The sequence below is a fragment of the Janthinobacterium sp. Ant5-2-1 genome, assembly GCF_001445815.1.
In the GTDB taxonomy this organism is placed as follows: Bacteria; Pseudomonadota; Gammaproteobacteria; order Burkholderiales; family Burkholderiaceae_D; genus Janthinobacterium; species Janthinobacterium lividum_E.
Map to the genome: position 1 here is coordinate 19588 of NZ_LNCE01000085.1, position 17646 is coordinate 37233.

General features: G+C 62.4%; 17 protein-coding genes. 13 read left to right on the forward strand and 4 right to left on the reverse strand.

What is annotated here, in order from left to right; all coding sequences use genetic code 11:
• Positions 1-94 precede the first annotated feature (94 nt).
• Entirely contained in the window at positions 95-2197 is a 2103-nt protein-coding gene (recG, locus tag ASN89_RS23855) for an ATP-dependent DNA helicase RecG (protein WP_058051005.1), read from the reverse strand.
• A gap of 178 nt (positions 2198-2375) precedes the next feature.
• Between recG and queA the strand changes: the two genes are divergently transcribed.
• From queA to ASN89_RS23895, 8 genes are all read left to right on the forward strand, one after another.
• Positions 2376-3431 (forward strand): tRNA preQ1(34) S-adenosylmethionine ribosyltransferase-isomerase QueA, encoded by a 1056-nt coding sequence (queA, locus tag ASN89_RS23860; protein WP_058051006.1) that lies wholly within the window; start codon positions 2376-2378, stop codon positions 3429-3431.
• A 1-nt stretch (position 3432) separates the two neighbouring features.
• The gene (tgt, locus tag ASN89_RS23865) at positions 3433-4572 is read left to right on the forward strand and encodes a tRNA guanosine(34) transglycosylase Tgt (protein WP_058051007.1); all 1140 of its coding nucleotides are present in this window, start codon (positions 3433-3435) and stop codon (positions 4570-4572) included.
• A gap of 196 nt (positions 4573-4768) precedes the next feature.
• Positions 4769-5101 carry a preprotein translocase subunit YajC gene (gene yajC, locus ASN89_RS23870; RefSeq protein WP_046684538.1) on the forward strand — a complete coding sequence of 111 codons (333 nt, stop codon included), beginning with the start codon at positions 4769-4771 and terminating at the stop codon, positions 5099-5101.
• Between the two features lie 96 nt (positions 5102-5197).
• Positions 5198-7063: a protein translocase subunit SecD gene (secD, locus tag ASN89_RS23875; protein ID WP_046684537.1), complete on the forward strand. Its 1866-nt coding sequence runs from the start codon at positions 5198-5200 to the stop codon at positions 7061-7063.
• Positions 7064-7153: 90 nt separating this feature from the next.
• A complete protein-coding gene (secF, locus tag ASN89_RS23880) occupies positions 7154-8176 on the forward strand; it encodes a protein translocase subunit SecF (RefSeq protein ID WP_046684536.1) in 1023 nt (340 codons plus the stop codon).
• Positions 8177-8252: 76 nt separating this feature from the next.
• Positions 8253-9002 carry a hypothetical protein gene (locus ASN89_RS23885; protein ID WP_152988667.1) on the forward strand — a complete coding sequence of 250 codons (750 nt, stop codon included), beginning with the start codon at positions 8253-8255 and terminating at the stop codon, positions 9000-9002.
• Positions 8999-9700, forward strand: a complete 702-nt coding sequence (locus tag ASN89_RS23890) for a helix-turn-helix transcriptional regulator (protein ID WP_058051009.1) — start codon at positions 8999-9001, stop codon at positions 9698-9700. Before ASN89_RS23885 ends, ASN89_RS23890 begins: the two co-directional genes overlap by 4 nt.
• A gap of 74 nt (positions 9701-9774) precedes the next feature.
• Complete coding sequence (locus ASN89_RS23895) at positions 9775-10401, forward strand: glutathione S-transferase family protein (RefSeq protein WP_058051010.1); 627 nt, start codon at positions 9775-9777, stop codon at positions 10399-10401.
• A 179-nt stretch (positions 10402-10580) separates the two neighbouring features.
• Here ASN89_RS23895 and ASN89_RS23900 read toward each other — a convergent pair whose 3' ends face one another.
• The 3 genes from ASN89_RS23900 to ASN89_RS23910 form a co-directional block, all read right to left on the reverse strand.
• Positions 10581-11429, reverse strand: coding sequence for an HDOD domain-containing protein (locus ASN89_RS23900; protein WP_046684532.1), 849 nt, complete (start codon positions 11427-11429; stop codon positions 10581-10583).
• Between the two features lie 152 nt (positions 11430-11581).
• Complete coding sequence (locus ASN89_RS23905) at positions 11582-11866, reverse strand: hypothetical protein (RefSeq protein ID WP_034745526.1); 285 nt, start codon at positions 11864-11866, stop codon at positions 11582-11584.
• A gap of 45 nt (positions 11867-11911) precedes the next feature.
• Positions 11912-12346, reverse strand: coding sequence for a MarR family winged helix-turn-helix transcriptional regulator (locus ASN89_RS23910; RefSeq protein ID WP_046684677.1), 435 nt, complete (start codon positions 12344-12346; stop codon positions 11912-11914).
• Positions 12347-12477: 131 nt separating this feature from the next.
• Between ASN89_RS23910 and ASN89_RS23915 the strand changes: the two genes are divergently transcribed.
• From ASN89_RS23915 to ASN89_RS23935, 5 genes are all read left to right on the forward strand, one after another.
• Positions 12478-13422 (forward strand): GlxA family transcriptional regulator, encoded by a 945-nt coding sequence (locus tag ASN89_RS23915; protein WP_058051011.1) that lies wholly within the window; start codon positions 12478-12480, stop codon positions 13420-13422.
• Between the two features lie 140 nt (positions 13423-13562).
• Positions 13563-14804, forward strand: a complete 1242-nt coding sequence (gene astC, locus ASN89_RS23920) for an acetylornithine/succinylornithine family transaminase (protein ID WP_034745535.1) — start codon at positions 13563-13565, stop codon at positions 14802-14804.
• 106 nt (positions 14805-14910) lie between these two features.
• A complete protein-coding gene (locus tag ASN89_RS23925) occupies positions 14911-15942 on the forward strand; it encodes an arginine N-succinyltransferase (RefSeq protein WP_046684529.1) in 1032 nt (343 codons plus the stop codon).
• A gap of 13 nt (positions 15943-15955) precedes the next feature.
• Positions 15956-17020 carry an arginine N-succinyltransferase gene (gene astA / locus ASN89_RS23930; RefSeq protein ID WP_046684528.1) on the forward strand — a complete coding sequence of 355 codons (1065 nt, stop codon included), beginning with the start codon at positions 15956-15958 and terminating at the stop codon, positions 17018-17020.
• On the forward strand, positions 17013-17646 hold a 634-nt coding region (locus tag ASN89_RS23935; RefSeq protein ID WP_152988668.1), incomplete at its 3' end, for an aldehyde dehydrogenase family protein. The genes astA and ASN89_RS23935, both read left to right, overlap by 8 nt.

Sequence of the window (17646 nt, forward strand, 5' to 3'; positions counted from 1 at the left end):
CTACGCTAATCCGACCTACTGTTTGCGTCGTGGGTAGGTCGGATTAGCGCAAAGCGCGTAATCCGACAACGGCCCAAAGCATGCAATGTAAGACCTACACTTTTAAAAACTCCTCTTTCCCACCCAGCCAGCGCGCCAGGTGCGCTTCCACGGTGGCCGCTGCGGCGGCCGTGGTGGCGTGCAGCAGGTCGTGCGCCACGTCGCGCGCCTGGTCGACCAGCCATTGATCCGTTTCCAGGTCGGCGAAGCGCAGCATGGCCTGGCCGGACTGGCGCGCGCCGAGGAATTCGCCGGGGCCGCGGATTTCCAGGTCGCGGCGGGCGATTTCAAAACCGTCCGTCGTTTCGCGCATGGTCATCAAACGCTGGCGCGCCACGCCGCCCAAAGGACCCTGGTACAGCAGCAGGCAGACGCTGGCTGCCGAGCCGCGGCCCACGCGCCCGCGCAGCTGGTGCAGCTGCGACAAGCCAAAACGCTCGGCGTGTTCGATCACCATCAGCGAGGCGTTCGGCACGTCGACGCCCACCTCGATGACCGTGGTGGCCACGAGCACGTGGATATGCCCGGCGATGAAGGCGTCCATCACTTCCTGCTTTTCCGCCGGCTTCAAGCGGCCATGCACGAGGCCCACTTGCAGCGCGGGCAGGGCTTCGGCCAGCATCATGTAGGTGTCGGTAGCCGTCTGCAGCTGCAGCGCTTCCGATTCCTCGATCAGCGGGCAGACCCAGTACACTTGCCGGCCTTCCAGCGCGGCCGCATACACGCGGGCGATGACTTCGTCGCGCCGGTTCTGGTCGATGGCGCGCGTGACGATGGGGCTGCGGCCCGGTGGCAGCTCGTCGATCACCGACACTTCCAGGTCGGCGTAATACGTCATGGCCAGGGTGCGCGGGATGGGCGTGGCCGACATCATCAACTGGTGCGGCACGGCCGCGCTGTCGCCCTTGTTGCGCAGGGTCAGGCGCTGGCCCACGCCGAAGCGGTGCTGTTCGTCGACGATGACCAGGCCCAGTTTGGCAAACAGCACGTTGTCCTGGATCAGCGCATGCGTGCCGATCACCAGCTGTGCTTCGCCCGATTCGATCAGGGCCAGCGCCGCCGTCTTTTCCTTTTTCTTCAGGCTGCCCGTCAGCCACGCCACCTTCACGCCCAGCGGCTCCATCCAGGCGGCGATCTTGCGGAAGTGCTGCTCGGCCAGGATCTCCGTGGGAGCCATCAGCGCGGCCTGGTAGCCGCTGTCGATGGCTTGCGTGGCGGACAGGGCGGCGACGACCGTCTTGCCGCTGCCGACGTCGCCCTGCAGCAGGCGCTGCATCGGATAGGGCTGGCGCAGGTCGGCGCGGATTTCCTCGAGCACGCGCGCCTGCGCGCCCGTCAGCTTGAAGGGCAGGGCGGCGCCGAAGGCGTTCGACAAATTGCCGACGATGGGCAGCGATGCCGCACCTTTCGAGCGGCGCGCGCGCTGGGCGCGTTTGAGCGACAGCTGCTGCGCCAGCAGCTCATCGAACTTCATGCGTACCCAGGCCGGGTGCGAGCGATCCATCAGCGCGCTTTCATCGATGTCCTGCGGCGGGTAGTGCAGCAGGTGCACGGCGGCGCGGAACGGCGACAGCTGCATTTCGTGCAGCAGCTGGTCCGGCAAAGTGTCTTGCCAGTCGATGCGGCGCATGGCGTCGGCGATCTCGCGCCGCAGCACGTGCTGCGACAGGCCCTCGCCGGACGGGTACACGGGCGTCAGGGCCGTGGGCAGGGGCGCGCCCTCGTTGACCACTTTATACGTCGGGTGCACCATCTCGGCGCCGAAAAAGCCGTGTTTGAGTTCGGCGCGCGCACGTACCCGCGTGCCTTCGGCCAGCTGCTTGACCTGGCTGCCATAGAAATTCATGAAGCGCAGCAGCAAATTGCCCGTTTCGTCGGTGATCGTCACCAGCAACTGCTTGCGCGGCTTGAAATTGACTTCGCACTTGGTGACGATGCCCTCGACCTGCCACGACTCGCCGCCGCGCAAACAGGCGTCGCGTATCGTGTAGACCTTGGTCTCGTCCTCGTAGCGCATCGGCAGGTGCAGCACCAGGTCCATATCCGTGCGCAAGCCCAGTTTGGCCAGCCGGTTCTCCGTGCTGACCACTTTTTTGACGGCTTTCGGCTTCGCGGCCGGCTTGGCTGCGGGAGGAAGATCGGGCTTTGGATCGGACATATGCAAGGTTTTGGTGCCGCTAGCGTAAAATAGAGGGTTGTCCGGCACACCCTGTGCGTACCGCAGTTGTAAATTGTTGCGGCGGATTATTGTAATGCCTGTATAGGCGCACAGTATAGTGCCAGATGTTCCATTGCGCACTCCTAATCATTTTTGATGTACTTTTGAAGCAAAACGCATGTATTCGCTTTCCGATTTCGATTTTAATTTGCCGCAAGAAAACATTGCGCAAACTCCGTTGGCCGAGCGCAGCGCCTCGCGCCTGTTGCATCTGGACGGCGACGCCCTGGTCGACCGCCAGTTCGCCGACATCGTCGGGCTGTTGCAGGCGGGCGACCTGCTGGTGATGAACGATACGCGCGTACTCAAGGCGCGCTTCTTTGGCGTCAAGGAAAGCGGCGGCAAGATCGAGGCGCTCGTCGAGCGCGTGCTCGATGACCGCACCGTGCTGGCCCAGGTGCGCGCGTCGAAGTCGCCGCCGCCCGGCTGCCGCATCCGCCTGGCCGACGCCTTCGACGTGACGGTCGGCCAGCGCGCCGGCGAATTCTTTACCCTGCACTTCGAGGCCGACGTGTTCGAGCTGATCGAGGCGCATGGCCGGCTGCCGCTGCCGCCGTACATCGAACACGATGCGGACGCATTCGACGAAACGCGCTACCAGACCGTGTTCAACAAGGTGCCCGGCGCTGTCGCCGCGCCGACGGCCGGCCTGCATTTCGATCAGGCCCTGCTCGATCAATTGAAGGCCAAGGGCGTCAACTTCGCCTATGTGACCCTGCACGTGGGCGCTGGCACCTTCCAGCCCGTGCGCACGGAGGTGCTGGCCGAGCACAAGATGCATACCGAGTGGTACACCATGCCGCAGGAAACCGTCGATGCCGTGCGCGCCGCGCAGCTGGCCGGGCGCGACGTGGTCGCCGTCGGTACGACCAGCCTGCGCGCGCTGGAATCGGCCTCGCAAAGCGGCCAGCTGGTGGCGGGCAGCGCCGACACGGCCCTGTTCATCACGCCCGGCTATGCGTTTAAAACGGTGACGCGCTTGATCACCAACTTCCATTTGCCGAAGTCGACCCTGCTGATGCTGGTGTCGGCCTTTGCCGGCTATGCGCCGATCCGCAGCGCCTACGCGCATGCGATTGCGCAGAATTACCGTTTCTTCAGCTATGGCGACGCGATGCTGCTCACCACGCAATCGCGCGCTCCGCTGAACCTTGATACTCCCGTGAAAGACTGACATGCTGGAATTTACATTACTCAAGACCGACACGAGCGGCCTGACCAAGGCACGCCGCGGCACCTTGAAACTCAACCATGGCGTCGTGCAGACGCCGATCTTCATGCCAGTGGGCACTTACGGCTCGGTGAAAGCCATGTCGCCGCTGGAACTCAACGAGATCGACGCGCAGATCATTTTGGGCAACACTTTTCACTTGTGGCTGCGTCCAGGCAACACCGTCATGGAGAAATTCGGCGGCTTGCATGGTTTCATGGGCTGGAACAAGCCGATCCTGACGGATTCCGGTGGTTTCCAGGTGTTTTCCCTGGGCGCCATGCGCAAGATCACGGAAGAGGGCGTGCATTTCAATTCGCCCATCAACGGCGATAAATTGTTCCTCTCGCCGGAAGTGTCGATGCAGGTGCAGCGCGTCTTGAATTCCGACATCGTCATGCAGTTCGACGAATGCACGCCGTATGAAATCCAGGGCCGTCCGGCCACCATCGAGGAAGCGGCCAAGTCCATGCGCATGTCCTTGCGCTGGGCGCAGCGCTCGAAGGACGAGTTCCACCGCGGTGAAAACCCGAATGCGCTGTTCGGCATCGTGCAGGGCGGCATGTTCGAAATGCTGCGCGATGAGTCGCTGGCCAAGCTGGAAGAGATCGATTTCCCCGGCATCGCCATCGGCGGCCTGTCCGTCGGCGAGCCAAAGGAAGACATGATGCGCATGCTGGCCCACGTGGGCCCGCGCCTGCCGGCCAACAAGCCCCATTACCTGATGGGCGTCGGTACGCCGGAAGACCTGGTGGCGGGTGTGTCGAACGGTATCGATATGTTCGACTGCGTCATGCCGACGCGCAATGCTCGCAATGGCTGGCTGTTCACGCGTTTTGGCGACATCAAGATCAAGAACGCCAAGTACAAGGAAGACCAGGCGCCGCTGGACGAGACCTGCAGCTGCTACGCCTGCCGCAATTTCTCGCGTGCGTATTTGCACCATTTGCACCGCTCCAAGGAAATCCTCGGCGCGCGTTTAAATACCATCCACAACCTGCATTACTACCTGGACCTGATGCGCCAGATGCGCGAAGCGCTCGATGAAGACCGTTTCCACGCGTTTACGCTGCAATTCCACGTGGAACGCGCACGCGGAACTTAAGAAAACCTTAGCTTGCGCCCTGGCCGCAGCATGGCCGGAAGTTTTGTGTATTGGTGCTTGGACGGGGGCGATAAAGCATTGCATAATGCCTTTTTAGCCCCATTTGAAGCTGCCATGCCTGCAATTGGAGGCTTGGCGGATTGCCAATGCTAGAATACAGCGCTATTTTTTCAAACTGATTAGAACTGGAGTCACCGTGTTTTTCATTTCCAACGCTTATGCGCAAGCCCCAACCGAAGCCCTGGGCCTCGGCGGCAACCTGACCAGCTTCCTGCCGCTGGTATTGATGTTCGTGGTCATGTATTTCCTGATGATCCGTCCACAGCAAAAACGCGCCAAAGAACAACGGGCGATGATGGACGCGCTGGCCAAGGGTGACGAAGTCGTCACCGCCGGCGGCATGCTGGGCCGTGTTGTCAAGGTAGTGGACGCTTACGTCACCATCGAAGTGGCGACCGGCACCGAAATCACGGTGCAAAAGAGCTCCATTACCACCTTGCTGCCTAAAGGCACCCTGAAGGCGCTGTAATTCCTCGCTGTCATTGCCTCGGCAATGACTCAACGGGGCGGCTATCCGCCGCCCCTTGCGACGCCTCCGACGCTCAACACTGAACGCTGAATCAATATGAATCGCTATCCTGCCTGGAAATACATCATCATCGTCGTCGCCTTATTGCTGGGCGCACTCTATACGGCGCCCAATTATTTCGGTGAGTCACCGGCGCTGCAAGTAACCAGCGGCAGGTCGACCGTCAAAGTGACGGGCGAGCTGATGACGCAAGTCGAGCAAATATTGACGAAAGAGAACGTCAAGTCGGAAGGTGTCACCATGGATGGCGCCGGCAACCTCGCCTCCGTGCGCGTGCGTTTCGCCGATCCCGATACCCAGTTCAAGGCGAAACTGGTGCTGGAAAAGGACCTTAATCCCGATACGACCGATCCCGCGTACATCGTGACGGTCAACCTGCAAGCCAATACGCCAGTGTGGATGCAAAAATTGCATGCCTTGCCCATGTTCCTGGGCCTGGACTTGCGCGGTGGCGTCCACTTCCTGATGCAGGTCGATGCGAAAGCCGTACTGAACAAGAAAGTCCAGGGCGTCCAGTCCGCCGCGCGTAGCGTGTTGCGTGACAAGAATATTCGCCACGCCGGCATCGAGCGCGTGGGCGACAGCGTCCAGATCAACTTCCGCGACGCGGAAACGCGCCTGAAGGCAAAAAATGTGTTGTCCGACCAGATGACGGAACTGGCGTTCGCCGATGCGGGCGAAGGCAGCGACCTGAAACTGAACATCACCCTGAAGCCGGCTGCCCTGAAGGCAACCATCGATGAAGGCGTGAAACAGAATATCTCCACCCTGTCCAAGCGCGTCAACGAGCTGGGCGTGGCCGAGCCGCTGATCCAGCAGCAAGGTCCTGACCGCATCGTGGTGCAATTGCCTGGCGTGCAGGACGTGGCCCGCGCGAAAGCCATCATCGGCCGCACGGCCACCCTGGAAGTGCGTCTGGTCGATGAAACTATCGTGCCTGGCACCGAACTGTCGAGCGCCATCCCGTTCAACTCGGAACTGTTCACCGTCGGCAAGGGCGTACCTGTCGTGCTGGCGAAGGACGTGATCCTGACGGGCGACTATATCTCCAGCGCCACGGCCAGCTTCGACCAGAACCAGCAGGCGGCCGTATCGATCGACCTGAACGGCGACGGCGGCCGCAAGATGCGCGAAGCGACGCGCGAACGCGTAGGCAAGCGCATGGCCATCGTGCTGTTTGAAAAGGGCAAGCCGGAAGTGCTGTCGGTTGCCACCATCCAGCAGGAACTCGGTTCGCGCTTCCAGATCACCGGCATGGGCGGCGCGGAAAACGCCAATGAACTGGCGCTGCTGCTGCGCTCGGGCGCCCTGTCCGCACCGATGACCGTCATCGAGGAACGCACGATCGGACCGCAGCTGGGCGCGGAAAACATCGCCAAGGGCTTCCACTCGACCTTGTACGGCTTCATCGCCATCGCCATCTTCATGATCGCCTACTACATGCTGTTCGGCGCCTTCAGCGTGCTGGCCCTGGCGGCCAACCTGCTGTTGCTGATCGCCTTGCTGTCGATGATACAGGTGACGTTGACCTTGCCCGGTATCGCCGCTATCGCGCTGGCGCTGGGTATGGCGATTGACGCCAACGTGCTGATCAATGAACGTATCCGCGAGGAGCTGCGCGCCGGCAATACGCCGCAAGCGGCGATCGCCGCCGGCTTCGACCGCGCCTGGGCCACGATTCTCGACTCGAACGTGACCACCCTGATCGTCGGCCTGGCGCTGCTGGCCTTCGGCAGCGGCCCCGTGCGCGGCTTCGCTGTCGTGCATTGCCTGGGTATTCTGACCTCGATGTTCTCCTCCGTGTTCGTTTCGCGCGGCGTGGTCAACCTCTGGTATGGCCGCAAGAAAAAGCTGACGACCTTGTCGATCGGCACGGTGTGGGTGCCGGGCACCAGCAAATAAGCGGCGTCCCCGACTCACTCCATAGCGACAACAGCGATCGCGTCCGGTGGCACAGCCGCCGGACGCACAGAATAGAACTCAGAGGATTTCATGGAATTTTTCCGGATCAAAAAAGATATTCCCTTCATGCGCCATGCGTTGATTTTCAACGTGATTTCGGCCGTGACCTTCCTTGCCGCCGTCTTCTTCCTGGTGCACAAGGGCTTGCACCTGTCCGTCGAATTCAAGGGCGGCACCTTGATGGAGGTGAAATACCCGAAGGCAGCCAATCTTGAAGGCATACGCGGCACCCTGATCAAGATGGGCTATGAAGAGCCAGGTGTGACCAGCTTCGATACGGCGCGCGACGTGATGATCCGCCTGCCCGTGGAAAATGGCGTCAGCGCCGCGAACACGTCGCAGCGCGTGTTCGAAGCCTTGTGCAAGGCCGAGCAAGGCACGACCAAGGGCATCGATACCGTCACCGAAAAGGGTGAGCACGTCATCAAGAGCGCGTGCATGGACGCTGCCGGCAGCGAAGCGGTCGTGCTGCAGAAAGTCGAATTCGTCGGCCCGCAAGTGGGCGAGGAACTGGCGCAGAATGGCTTGAACGCGCTGGTGATGGTGATTCTGGGCGTGATGATCTACCTGGCCATCCGCTTCGAGTGGAAATACGCCGTCTCGGCCATTATCGCCAACTTGCATGACGTGGTGATCATCCTGGGCTTCTTCGCCTTCTTCCAGTGGGAATTCTCGCTGACGGTACTGGCGGCGATCCTGGCGGTGCTGGGCTATTCCGTCAACGAATCGGTGGTGATCTTTGACCGTATCCGCGAAAACTTCCGCAAGCAGCGCAAGGCGAGCGTGCATGAAGTGATCGACAGCGCGATCACCAGCACCATTTCGCGTACCATCATCACCCACGGCTCGACCCAGATGATGGTGCTGTCGATGCTGGTCTTCGGCGGCCAGACCCTGCACCACTTCGCACTGGCGCTGACCATCGGTATCTGCTTCGGTATTTACTCGTCCGTGTTCGTCGCGGCCTCGATCGCCATGTGGCTGGGCGTCAAGCGCGAAGACTTGATCAAGCCGGTCAAGGAAAAAGACGAAACCGACGGCGCCGTGGTGTAAGCGCAGGGTTTTTTGCAGCTTGAATGAAAGAACGATCACCGTTTGCGGTGGTCGTTTTTTTTTGTGACGGATGACGATGAAGCGTTTTTTATGGGTAGGTCTGATGGCGGGCGTGACGGCATGCGCGGGCGCCGCCGATTTCAGCCGTGTCGATGCCGGCAGCATCGCCATGCGCGGCCCGATTGCCGAGGGCGACGTGGACAAGCTGCGGCTGCTGGCCACGCCGGGCACCGCGCTGTTGCGCGTCAATAGCGACGCGGGCGACCCGCAGGCAGCGATGCAGCTGGCCCGCCTGGTGCGCCAGCTGCGGCTCGACATCGCCATCGACACGATGTGCGCGGGCAGCTGCGCCCTCTACGTTTTCCCTGCTGCGCTGCGCAAGAGCATTCCCGCCGACGCCGTGCTGGCGCTGCAGGAATCGGCTTTCCTGCGCGCGCGGATGGACCGGGTGCAGATGCGCCGCAGCCTGGTTGACGCTGGCGTGGCGGCCGAGGACCTGGACAGCGAAACGGCGGCGCTGGCGAGCCAGTTGGCAGAGACGGCGGCGCAGGAAGCGGCGTTTGCCTTGGAGTTGGGCATTGCCCCCGCCTTTTACCGCGACTTCCGGCAAGTGGCGGCGCAGGCCGATAGCGTGCGCCAGCGCTTTCCCGACCAGGAAGCGGCCGTCTACTGGTGGCCGGCCGCCGCCCGGCTGCAGCGCTGCTATGGCATCGGCCGCGTGCAAGAGGGGAAGCGCGCGGCGCGCATGCTGCCCGACGGCTATCTGTATGTGCCGGCCCTGTCGGCCCTCGTCATGGGCGACCAGGCTTTGCAGGTCTGTCCATGAGCCGCAGCGGCCGTTTGTTCCTGCTGATGGACGCCATGCGCGCCAAGCGCGTGCCCGTTACGGCGGCCCAGCTGGCGCAGCAGCTGGGGGTATCCGAGCGCACGATTTACCGCGATATCCAGACCCTGGCCGAACTGGGCGCGCCCCTGCAGGGCGAAGCCGGCATCGGCTATGTGCTGCGCCGCGGCGCCTTCCTGCCGCCGCTGATGTTCGGTCCCGATGAACTGGAAGCGCTGGTGCTGGGGGCGCGCTGGGTGCGCCGGCAAGGTGATGCGGGCCTGGCGCAGGCGGCCAGCAATGCCCTGGCCAAGATCGCCGCCGCTTCGCCGCGCGACTTGCGCGACAGCATGGCCGAGACCAGCTTGTGGGTGCCGCTGGGGCGTCCCGCCGATGGCACGCAGCCGGCCGACCGTTACGTGCAGCCCGTGCGCGAGGCGATCCGCTACGAACAGAAGCTCACGCTCGCCTATCAGGATGAGCATGGCAGCGCCACCTCGCGCACGGTGTGGCCGTTTGCCCTGGCTTTTTTCGAAGGCAAGCGCCTGCTGGCCGCCTGGTGCGAGCTGCGCGGCGATTACCGGCATTTCCGTATCGATCGCATCGCCGACGTGCTGCAGCATGCGGAGCGCTATCCCACGCGGCGCCATGTGCTGCTCGATGCCTGGCGCAAGGCGCACGAGATTGACCCGGAATCCTGACATTCGCTCCTGACAAAAACTGTCAGTGACGGCGACTACGATGGTGGCTTCTTCACTCACCGGAGCCATCTATCATGCGCCTGTACCACCACCCCATGTCTTCGAATGCCCGCCGTACGCTGATGACGGCGATCCACCTCGGCTTGCCGCTGGAGCTGGCCGAAGTCGACCTGATGAATGCGGACGACCGCCGCCGTCTGCTCGAACTGAACCCGAACGGCAAAGTGCCCGTGCTGGCCGATGGCGATTTCCTGCTGTGGGAATCGTGCGCCATCATGCAATACCTGGCCGAGCAGGTGCCGGGCCAGACGATTTACCCGCAGGCGCCGCAAGCGCGCGCCGACGTCAACCGCTGGCTGTTCTGGGCCGCGCAGCACTTTGCGCCCGCCGTCAGCGTGCTGGCTTGGGAGCGCGCCTGGAAAGGCATGACGGGCAATGGTCCGGCGGACCCGCTGGAAGAGGCGCGCGGCGAGCATGAACTGCATGCCTGCGCCGTGGTGCTGGACGCGCACCTGGCGCAGCGTGAGTGGCTCTGCGGCGATGCCTTGACCCTGGCCGAGTTCGCCGTCGCCGCGCCGCTGATGTACAGCGAGGCCGTGCGCTTGCCGCTGGCGCAGTACCAGCACATCCAGGCGTGGTTTGCTCGCGTGCGGCAGCTGCGCGCCTGGCAGGAAACGGACGTGGAACTGTTGCCGGGATAATCTGCGTGCTAAGTGAGCCAGCGCACGGAGCCGGCGCGGCGCAGCGCATAAGATAGGGCTGTCTCTTTCAGGACATCCCTAGCTTTGGACTTTACCCGCTTTCGAGCGGGTTTTTTTTGTTTGGAATGCTTGGCGCCTGCTGCTGATAGTGAGTGCTTGCATTTGGTGCGGCAGGCAGCCTAGTGCACGAGCACCTTCAGCAGCGACTGCACTTCATCATCCGATTCTTCCATGATGCTCGACAAGGTCGCATCGTCGCCGATCAGGCAATCGATGCTGCGCGCGGCGCGGGCGGCCCGCACGGCGATGGCGGCCGGGCTTTCGTTGAGCGGCGACGAGACGGGCGCCAGGTCATTTGCCAGCAGCAAGGTGTCGCCCAGCGATTCGGGCGGGATGGCGCGCAAGCCTTCCCACAGAGCGTCGATGGCGCCCATCACCGCTTCCGGCACTTTCAGTTTGGTCAGGACGCCATGGCCGATGGCCTGTTCGCCATGTTCGACCCAGTCCTCCGGTTCGCCGTCGAGGATGCCGGGGAATTCGGCCGCGCGCGACAGCAGATAAAAGCCGCCCACTTCATGCATGATGCCGGCAAACAGGGCCGTATCGGGGTCCACCTTGGTGACGCGGCGGGCCAGTACCTGCGACAGGGCCGCCACGTGGGCCGTATGCTCCCACAGCTGGTTAGCCTTCGCCTGCAGCACGGGATCGGTGATGGTGCTGCCCAGCTGGCGCACGATCAGCGACGCCACCACCGATTGCAAGGTACGCACGCCGAGCCGCTGCACGGCGTTGCGCACGCTGGTGATTTCGTTGCCGGAACGGTTGAACGCCACGGAATTGGCGATGGCCACCGTGCGCGCCGCCAGCAGCGGGTCAGCCTGCACCAGCTTGGCGGCGGCCTCGATATGGCAGTCGGGATCGGCCAGCGCCTCTTGCAGCTTGAGCGAAGCGTCCACATTGGCAGGAAAGGTCAGCTCGCCACGAGCGGCTTGTGCGGCGATGCTTTTAAAGGCGTCGAGTCTGTTCATTGAAAAAATTATACTCGCAATATTTCCGTACGGAACTTTTTAAGCATGATCTTTTCGCAAACAGCCTGGCAAAAGGCAAGCAAAGCCCCATAAACGGAAAAAGGCATGCCGCTGGATCAGCGGCATGCCCTTTTTGGATCATGCGAGCGTTATCAGTCTGCTTCGCTAAATATCGCGTCGCAGCCTTCAACGAGTTCGTCGCTGTCTTCCAGCTCATCGGTCAAGCCCAGGTCGAACAGTTCCTCGACGGCGTTCATGAAGCTGTTGTGCTTGGTGGCGCCGATCAGGCGGTAGATTTCACCGTCTTCATTGCGCACGCCGATGATCAGTTTTTCCTGGCGCACCAGTTCCGGCGTGCTGGCGTTGAGCAGCAGGTTGCCGATGATGTGTTTATCGAAATGAGCAGGCTTTTTGCCTTCGAGCAGTGAGGTTTTCAACTTGGTTTCCTTTGTCTTGTTTGAATGTCTGTGCTTGGTGAATAGTCAGCCGTGGCCGTTGGCGATGACGTGTTTCAAGCCCGCCAGGGTGGTTTCCAACCGCATGAAATCGTCTTCGGTATAGCCGTCGAACAGGCGCTGGCCCTGCTTTGTCAGCTTGGGGAACACGTCATGAAACACCTGTTCGCCCTCGCAGCTCAGGCGCACGTAATAGGAACGCTTGTCGCGCGGACAACGTTCGCGTATCACCAGCCCCTTTTGTTCCAGCCGGTCCACCACGCCCGTCAAAGTTCCCTTGGTAATCAGGGTTTTCTGGCCCAGTTCCTTGTAGGACATGCCGCGGGTGTTGCCGAGCGTGGCGATGATGTCGAATTGCGCATGCGTCAAGCCGTACTGGCGCACGAAGTCGCTAGAAAACCGCTCGAAGCCTTGCATGCATTCGGCCAGCAGCCGGATACTTTTTAAATATCGTTCACCCATGGTGGTGATTATATCCTTCCGCTCCGCTTTTTTCCGCCGCGCCTGGATGCACCCTTGCATGAGGGGCTGAATGGGGCGGAAGTCCGGTATCATGTGGGCAACTCAGCCCTTGCCCCTGGCCCGCCTCGCCGATGTCCTTCGCTAATCTTTCCCGTATCGGCCTCGACAAACCGCTGCGTTTGCTGCTGGTGCATGCCGGCGACGCCGAGTCGATTACCTGGGCCGGCCTGGTGCAGCCGCTGCGCCTGTGCGCGCGGGCGCTGGGGCCGGAGGCCCTGCAACTGGACGTGCGCACGCCGGAGCAGGTGGCCGCGCAGGGCGGCAACTGGCATATCGCGCTGCTGGTGGCCGACGAGACGCAGGCGCCGCTGCGCGCCGAGCTGTGCCGGGCCGTAATCGAGCGCTGCCGTTCGGCGCCATTCTGGGGCGGCGTGGGCGCGGCCGTGCTGTGGCTGGCCGACGCGGGCGTCATGGATGGCGTGCGCATCGCCTTGCCGTGGGCCCTGTACGCGGATGCGGAAGCGAAGGCGGAACGGGCCATCCTGACGCCGCATTTGTTCGACATTGATGGCCCGCACATCACCTGCTGCGGCGGCGCGGCCAGCATCGATTTTTCGCTAACCCTGATCGAGACCATCTTTGGCGCCGACGTGCAGGCGCTCGTCAAGGAAGCGCTGTGCGTGGACAAGGTGCGCGGCAAGGAAGAGCGCCAGAGGGTGGCCTTGCAGGCGCGTTTCGGCGTGCTGCAGCCCAAGCTTTCCGAGGCGGTGACCTTGATGGAAGCCAATATCGAGGAACCGCTGTCGACGGATGACATCGCCAGCCTGGTGGGCCTGTCGCGGCGCCAGCTGGAACGGCTGTTCAAGCAATACCTGGGCAGCTTGCCATCGCGCTACTACCTGGAGCTGCGCCTGCAACGCTCACGGCAACTATTGCTCGACACACATTATTCCATCGTGCAAGTTGGCCTGATGTGCGGCTTTTCCTCCGGCTCGCACTTTTCCACGGCCTTTGGCACCCTGTTTGGCAATACCCCGCGCGAAGAGCGGCAAAGAAAGCTGATGCCGCCTGTTTGATTAAAGCAAGCCCGGCTGTGATGAATTGTGAAAATCCTTGTCGCAGATTCAAAAGAGTTTTAGCATCCCGCTTTTTATAATGCAGTACACACGTAGCTGTCGTAGCTGCGGAGTACCTAACATATTGATGGGGAAATGCTATGAATGCCAAGCTTGATTCGACCGTAACGGCTCGTCCAGTCACCCGGGAAACCTTTGACCAGGTCCTCGTTCCTACCTACGCCCCTGCAGCCATGGTGCCCGTGCGCGGTTCCGGTCTGGATCTGTGGGACCAGTCAGGCAAGCATTACCTCGATTTCACCTCCGGCATCGCCGTCAACAGCCTGGGCCACTGCCATCCGGCCCTGGTCGACGTGCTGACCAAGCAAATCAATAATTTGTGGCATTTGGGCAACGGCTACACCAACGAGCCTGTCCTGCGCCTGGCGCTGGCCCTGACGGAAGCGACTTTCGCCGACCGCGCCTTCTTCTGCAACTCGGGCGCGGAAGCCAACGAAGCGGCCCTGAAGCTGGCGCGCAAGTACGCGCACACCAAGTTCGGCGCGCACAAGTCGCGCATCATCTCGTGCTTCAGCTCCTTCCACGGCCGCACCCTGTTTACGGTCTCCGTCGGCGGCCAGGCCAAGTATACGGAAGGCTTCGAGCCGCTGCCGCCATCGATCGATCACATCGCCTACAACGACATCGAAGCGGCGCGCGCCGCTATCGGCGATGACGTGTGCGCCGTGATCGTCGAGCCGGTACAAGGCGAAGGCGGCGTGGTGCCGGGCAATCCGGAGTTCCTCAAGGAGCTGCGCGCCCTGTGCGACAAGACGGGCGCCCTGCTGATTTTCGACGAAGTCCAGAGCGGCATGGGCCGCACCGGCGCCTTGTTCGCCTACATGGGCTACGGCGTTACGCCGGACATCCTGACGGCCGCCAAGGCCCTGGGCAACGGCTATCCGATCGGCGCCATGCTGACCACGAATGAACTGGCGCAGACCCTGGCCGTCGGCACCCACGGCACCACCTACGGTGGCAACCCGCTGGCCGCCACCGTGGCCCTGACCGTGCTGGACACGATCAACACGCCGGCATTCCTGGCGCGTGTGAAAGAAGCGAGCGTCAACACCATCGCCATGCTGCAAGGCTTGATCACGGATTACCCGCAAGTGTTCTCCATCGTGCGCGGCAGCGGTTTGCTGCTGGGCCTGGTCGTCACCGATGCCTACAAAGGCCGCGCGAAAGACATCCAGAAAGCGGCCGAAGCGCAAGGCTTGATGGTGCTGATCGCCGGCATGGACGTGGTGCGTCTGGCGCCGGCCCTGATCGTCTCGGACGAGCAGATCGCCGAAGCGGGCCGTCTGCTGCGCGCCGCCATCGACGGCATGCTGAAAGCCTGAAGCTAGCCCCGCTCCTGTTTGATCACCGGCCCGCCGCTTTGCTGCGGGCCGGCTTGGTTCTACCCGGGTATTCAGCCCAAGTATCGTCAGCATTGAAGGAGTACCCATGTATGTTGTCCGTCCGGTAGAAATTGCGGATATTGCAGCCCTCGAAGCGCTGGCCGCAGTCACCATGCCGGGTGTCCATACCCTGCCGAAGACGCGCGAAAAAATCGCCGCCTCCGTCGAGCGCTCCATCGCCTCGTTTGCCGCCCATGTCGACATCCCCAGCGAAGAGTCGTATCTCTTCGTGCTTGAATCCCTGCTCGACAAGAGTATTGCTGGTACGGCCGCCATCTTTGCCTCGGCCGGCTCGAACGGCACCTATTTTTCCTTCCGCAACGACGTTATCCAGCAAGTCTCGCGCGACCTGAACATCAGCCACAGCGTGCATGCGCTGACCCTGTGTTCCGAGTTGACGGCGTACTCGCAGCTGTCCGGATTCTACGTGCGCAACATGGAGCAGGCGGGCCTGGAAGCGGCCTTGCTGTCGCGTGCGCGGCTGCTGTTCGCCGTGCTGGCGCCGCACCGCTTCGGCGACCGCTTCTTCGTGCCGCTGGCCGGCATCACGGACGCCGATGGCCAGTCGCCATTCTGGGATGCGCTGGGCCGCAAGTTCTTCCAGATGGATTTCCTCGATGCCGAAAAAGTCATCGGCGGGGCGCGCAACCGCACCCTGATCGTCGAACTGATGCCGCACTACCCCGTGTACGTGCCGCTGCTGCCCGGCGACGCGCAGGCGGCCATGGGCCAGATCCACCCGAGCGGCGAACTGGCGTTCAATCTGCTGACGGAAGAAGGCTTCGAAGCGGACGATTACATCGACATCTTCGATGGCGGCCCGATCCTGCAGGCGCACAAGCATGCGCTGCGTTCGTTTACGGGTTCGCTCACGCGCCGCGTCGTCGCGGGCGTCACGCCCAGCCGCACGGGCCTGAAAGTGCACTATGCGGTCGCTTCCGGCGCCGAGCGCAATTTCCGCGCCGTCACCTTCACGTGCGATGCGCTCGAAGCGCAGGACACCGTCGGCTTGCCGGCAGACTTGCTCGAAGCGCTGGCCGTGGCCGAAGGCGACAGCGTCATTTGCGTGCGTATCTAAGGGAGTTAATTTTATGCTAGTAGTACGCGCCATCAACGCCAATGACCTCGATGCCCTGTATGGCCTGGCCAGCCAGGTCGGCACCGGCATGACCACCCTCAAGCCGGACATGAAAATGCTGGGCGACCGCCTGGCCATCGCCTGCGCCTCGTTCGCCGAAACCATCCCGCCCGAAAAGCGCGACTACATGTTCGTCATGGAGGATACCGACACGGGCCGCCTGGCCGGCGTGTGCGCCATCAAGGGCGCGGTGGGTCTGGACGAACCGTTCTATAACTACCGCATCGGCACGCTGGTCCATTCCAGCCGCGAGCTCGATGTGTTTACGCGCATGGAAACCCTGTACCTGTCGAACGACCTGACGGGCAGCACGGAACTGTGCTCGCTGTTTCTGCACCCCGATTACCGCAGCGGCAACAACGGCAAGCTGCTGTCGAAAAGCCGTTTTCTCTTCATCGCCCAGTTCCCGCAACTGTTCACGGAAAAGCTGATCGCGGAAATGCGCGGCTACCAGGCACCGGACGGCAGCTCGCCGTTCTATGAAGGCCTGGGCCGCCATTTCTTCAAGATGGATTTCCACCACGTCGACGACTTGACGAGCCTGGGCAAAAAATCGTTCATCGCCGAACTGATGCCGCGCCAGCCCATGTACGTGGCCTACCTGCCTGACGAAGCGCAGGAAGTCATCGGCAAGGTGCATCTGAGCACGGCGCCTGCGCGCCGCCTGCTGGAACAGGAAGGCTTGCACTTCGAAGGCTATGTCGATATTTTCGACGCCGGTCCCGTGCTGCAGGCGCGCGTCTCCGAACTGCGCGCCATGCGCGACAGCATGCCGGCCGTGCTCGACGCGGCGACTGTGCCAGTGCCTGCGCCGGAAGCGTGCGGCGATGCCGCCCAGGCCGAGCCTTACCTGGTGTCGAACACCGACCTGAAAGATTTCCGCATGATCGTCACCAGCGCCAATCCGCACAGCGGCAAGATCGCGCTCGATGACGATGAACTGCATCTGCTGCGCTGCCATCACGGCGACACCGTGCGCACCTTGTCACTCAACCCGAGGAAGCATCCCCATGTCTAACGTATTGAATGCATCTACCGCAGCATCGAACTTCATCAACGGCGCCTGGCTGCCAGGCACGGGCCGCGAACTGCTCACCATCGATCCGTCGAACGGCAAGCAGACCTGGGCCAGCCTGGAAGCGACGGAACGCGAAGTCGAGCAGGCATGCCAGGCCGCGCGCGCCGCTTTCGAAGCGTGGGCTGACACGCCCGTCGACGAGCGCATCGCCATCTGCGTGCGCTTTCGCGAACTGCTGAAGGAACATGCGGAAGCGCTGGCGCTACTGATCTCGGAAGAAGTAGGCAAGCCGCTGTGGGAGTCGCGCACGGAAGTGGCCACCATGGCCAACAAGATCGATATCTCGGTGCAGTCGTACAACGCGCGCACGGGCATCACGCAAAGCAAGATCGCCGATGGCGACGCCGTGCTGCGCCACCGCCCGCATGGCGTGTTCGGCGTGTTCGGCCCGTACAATTTCCCCGGCCACCTGCCCAACGGCCACATCGTGCCGGCCCTGATCGCCGGTAACACCATCGTCTTCAAACCGAGCGAATATGCGCCGCGCACGGCCATCAAGACCGTGCAGCTGTGGCAGCAGGCGGGCTTGCCGGATGGCGTCGTCAACCTCGTCAACGGCGGGGGCG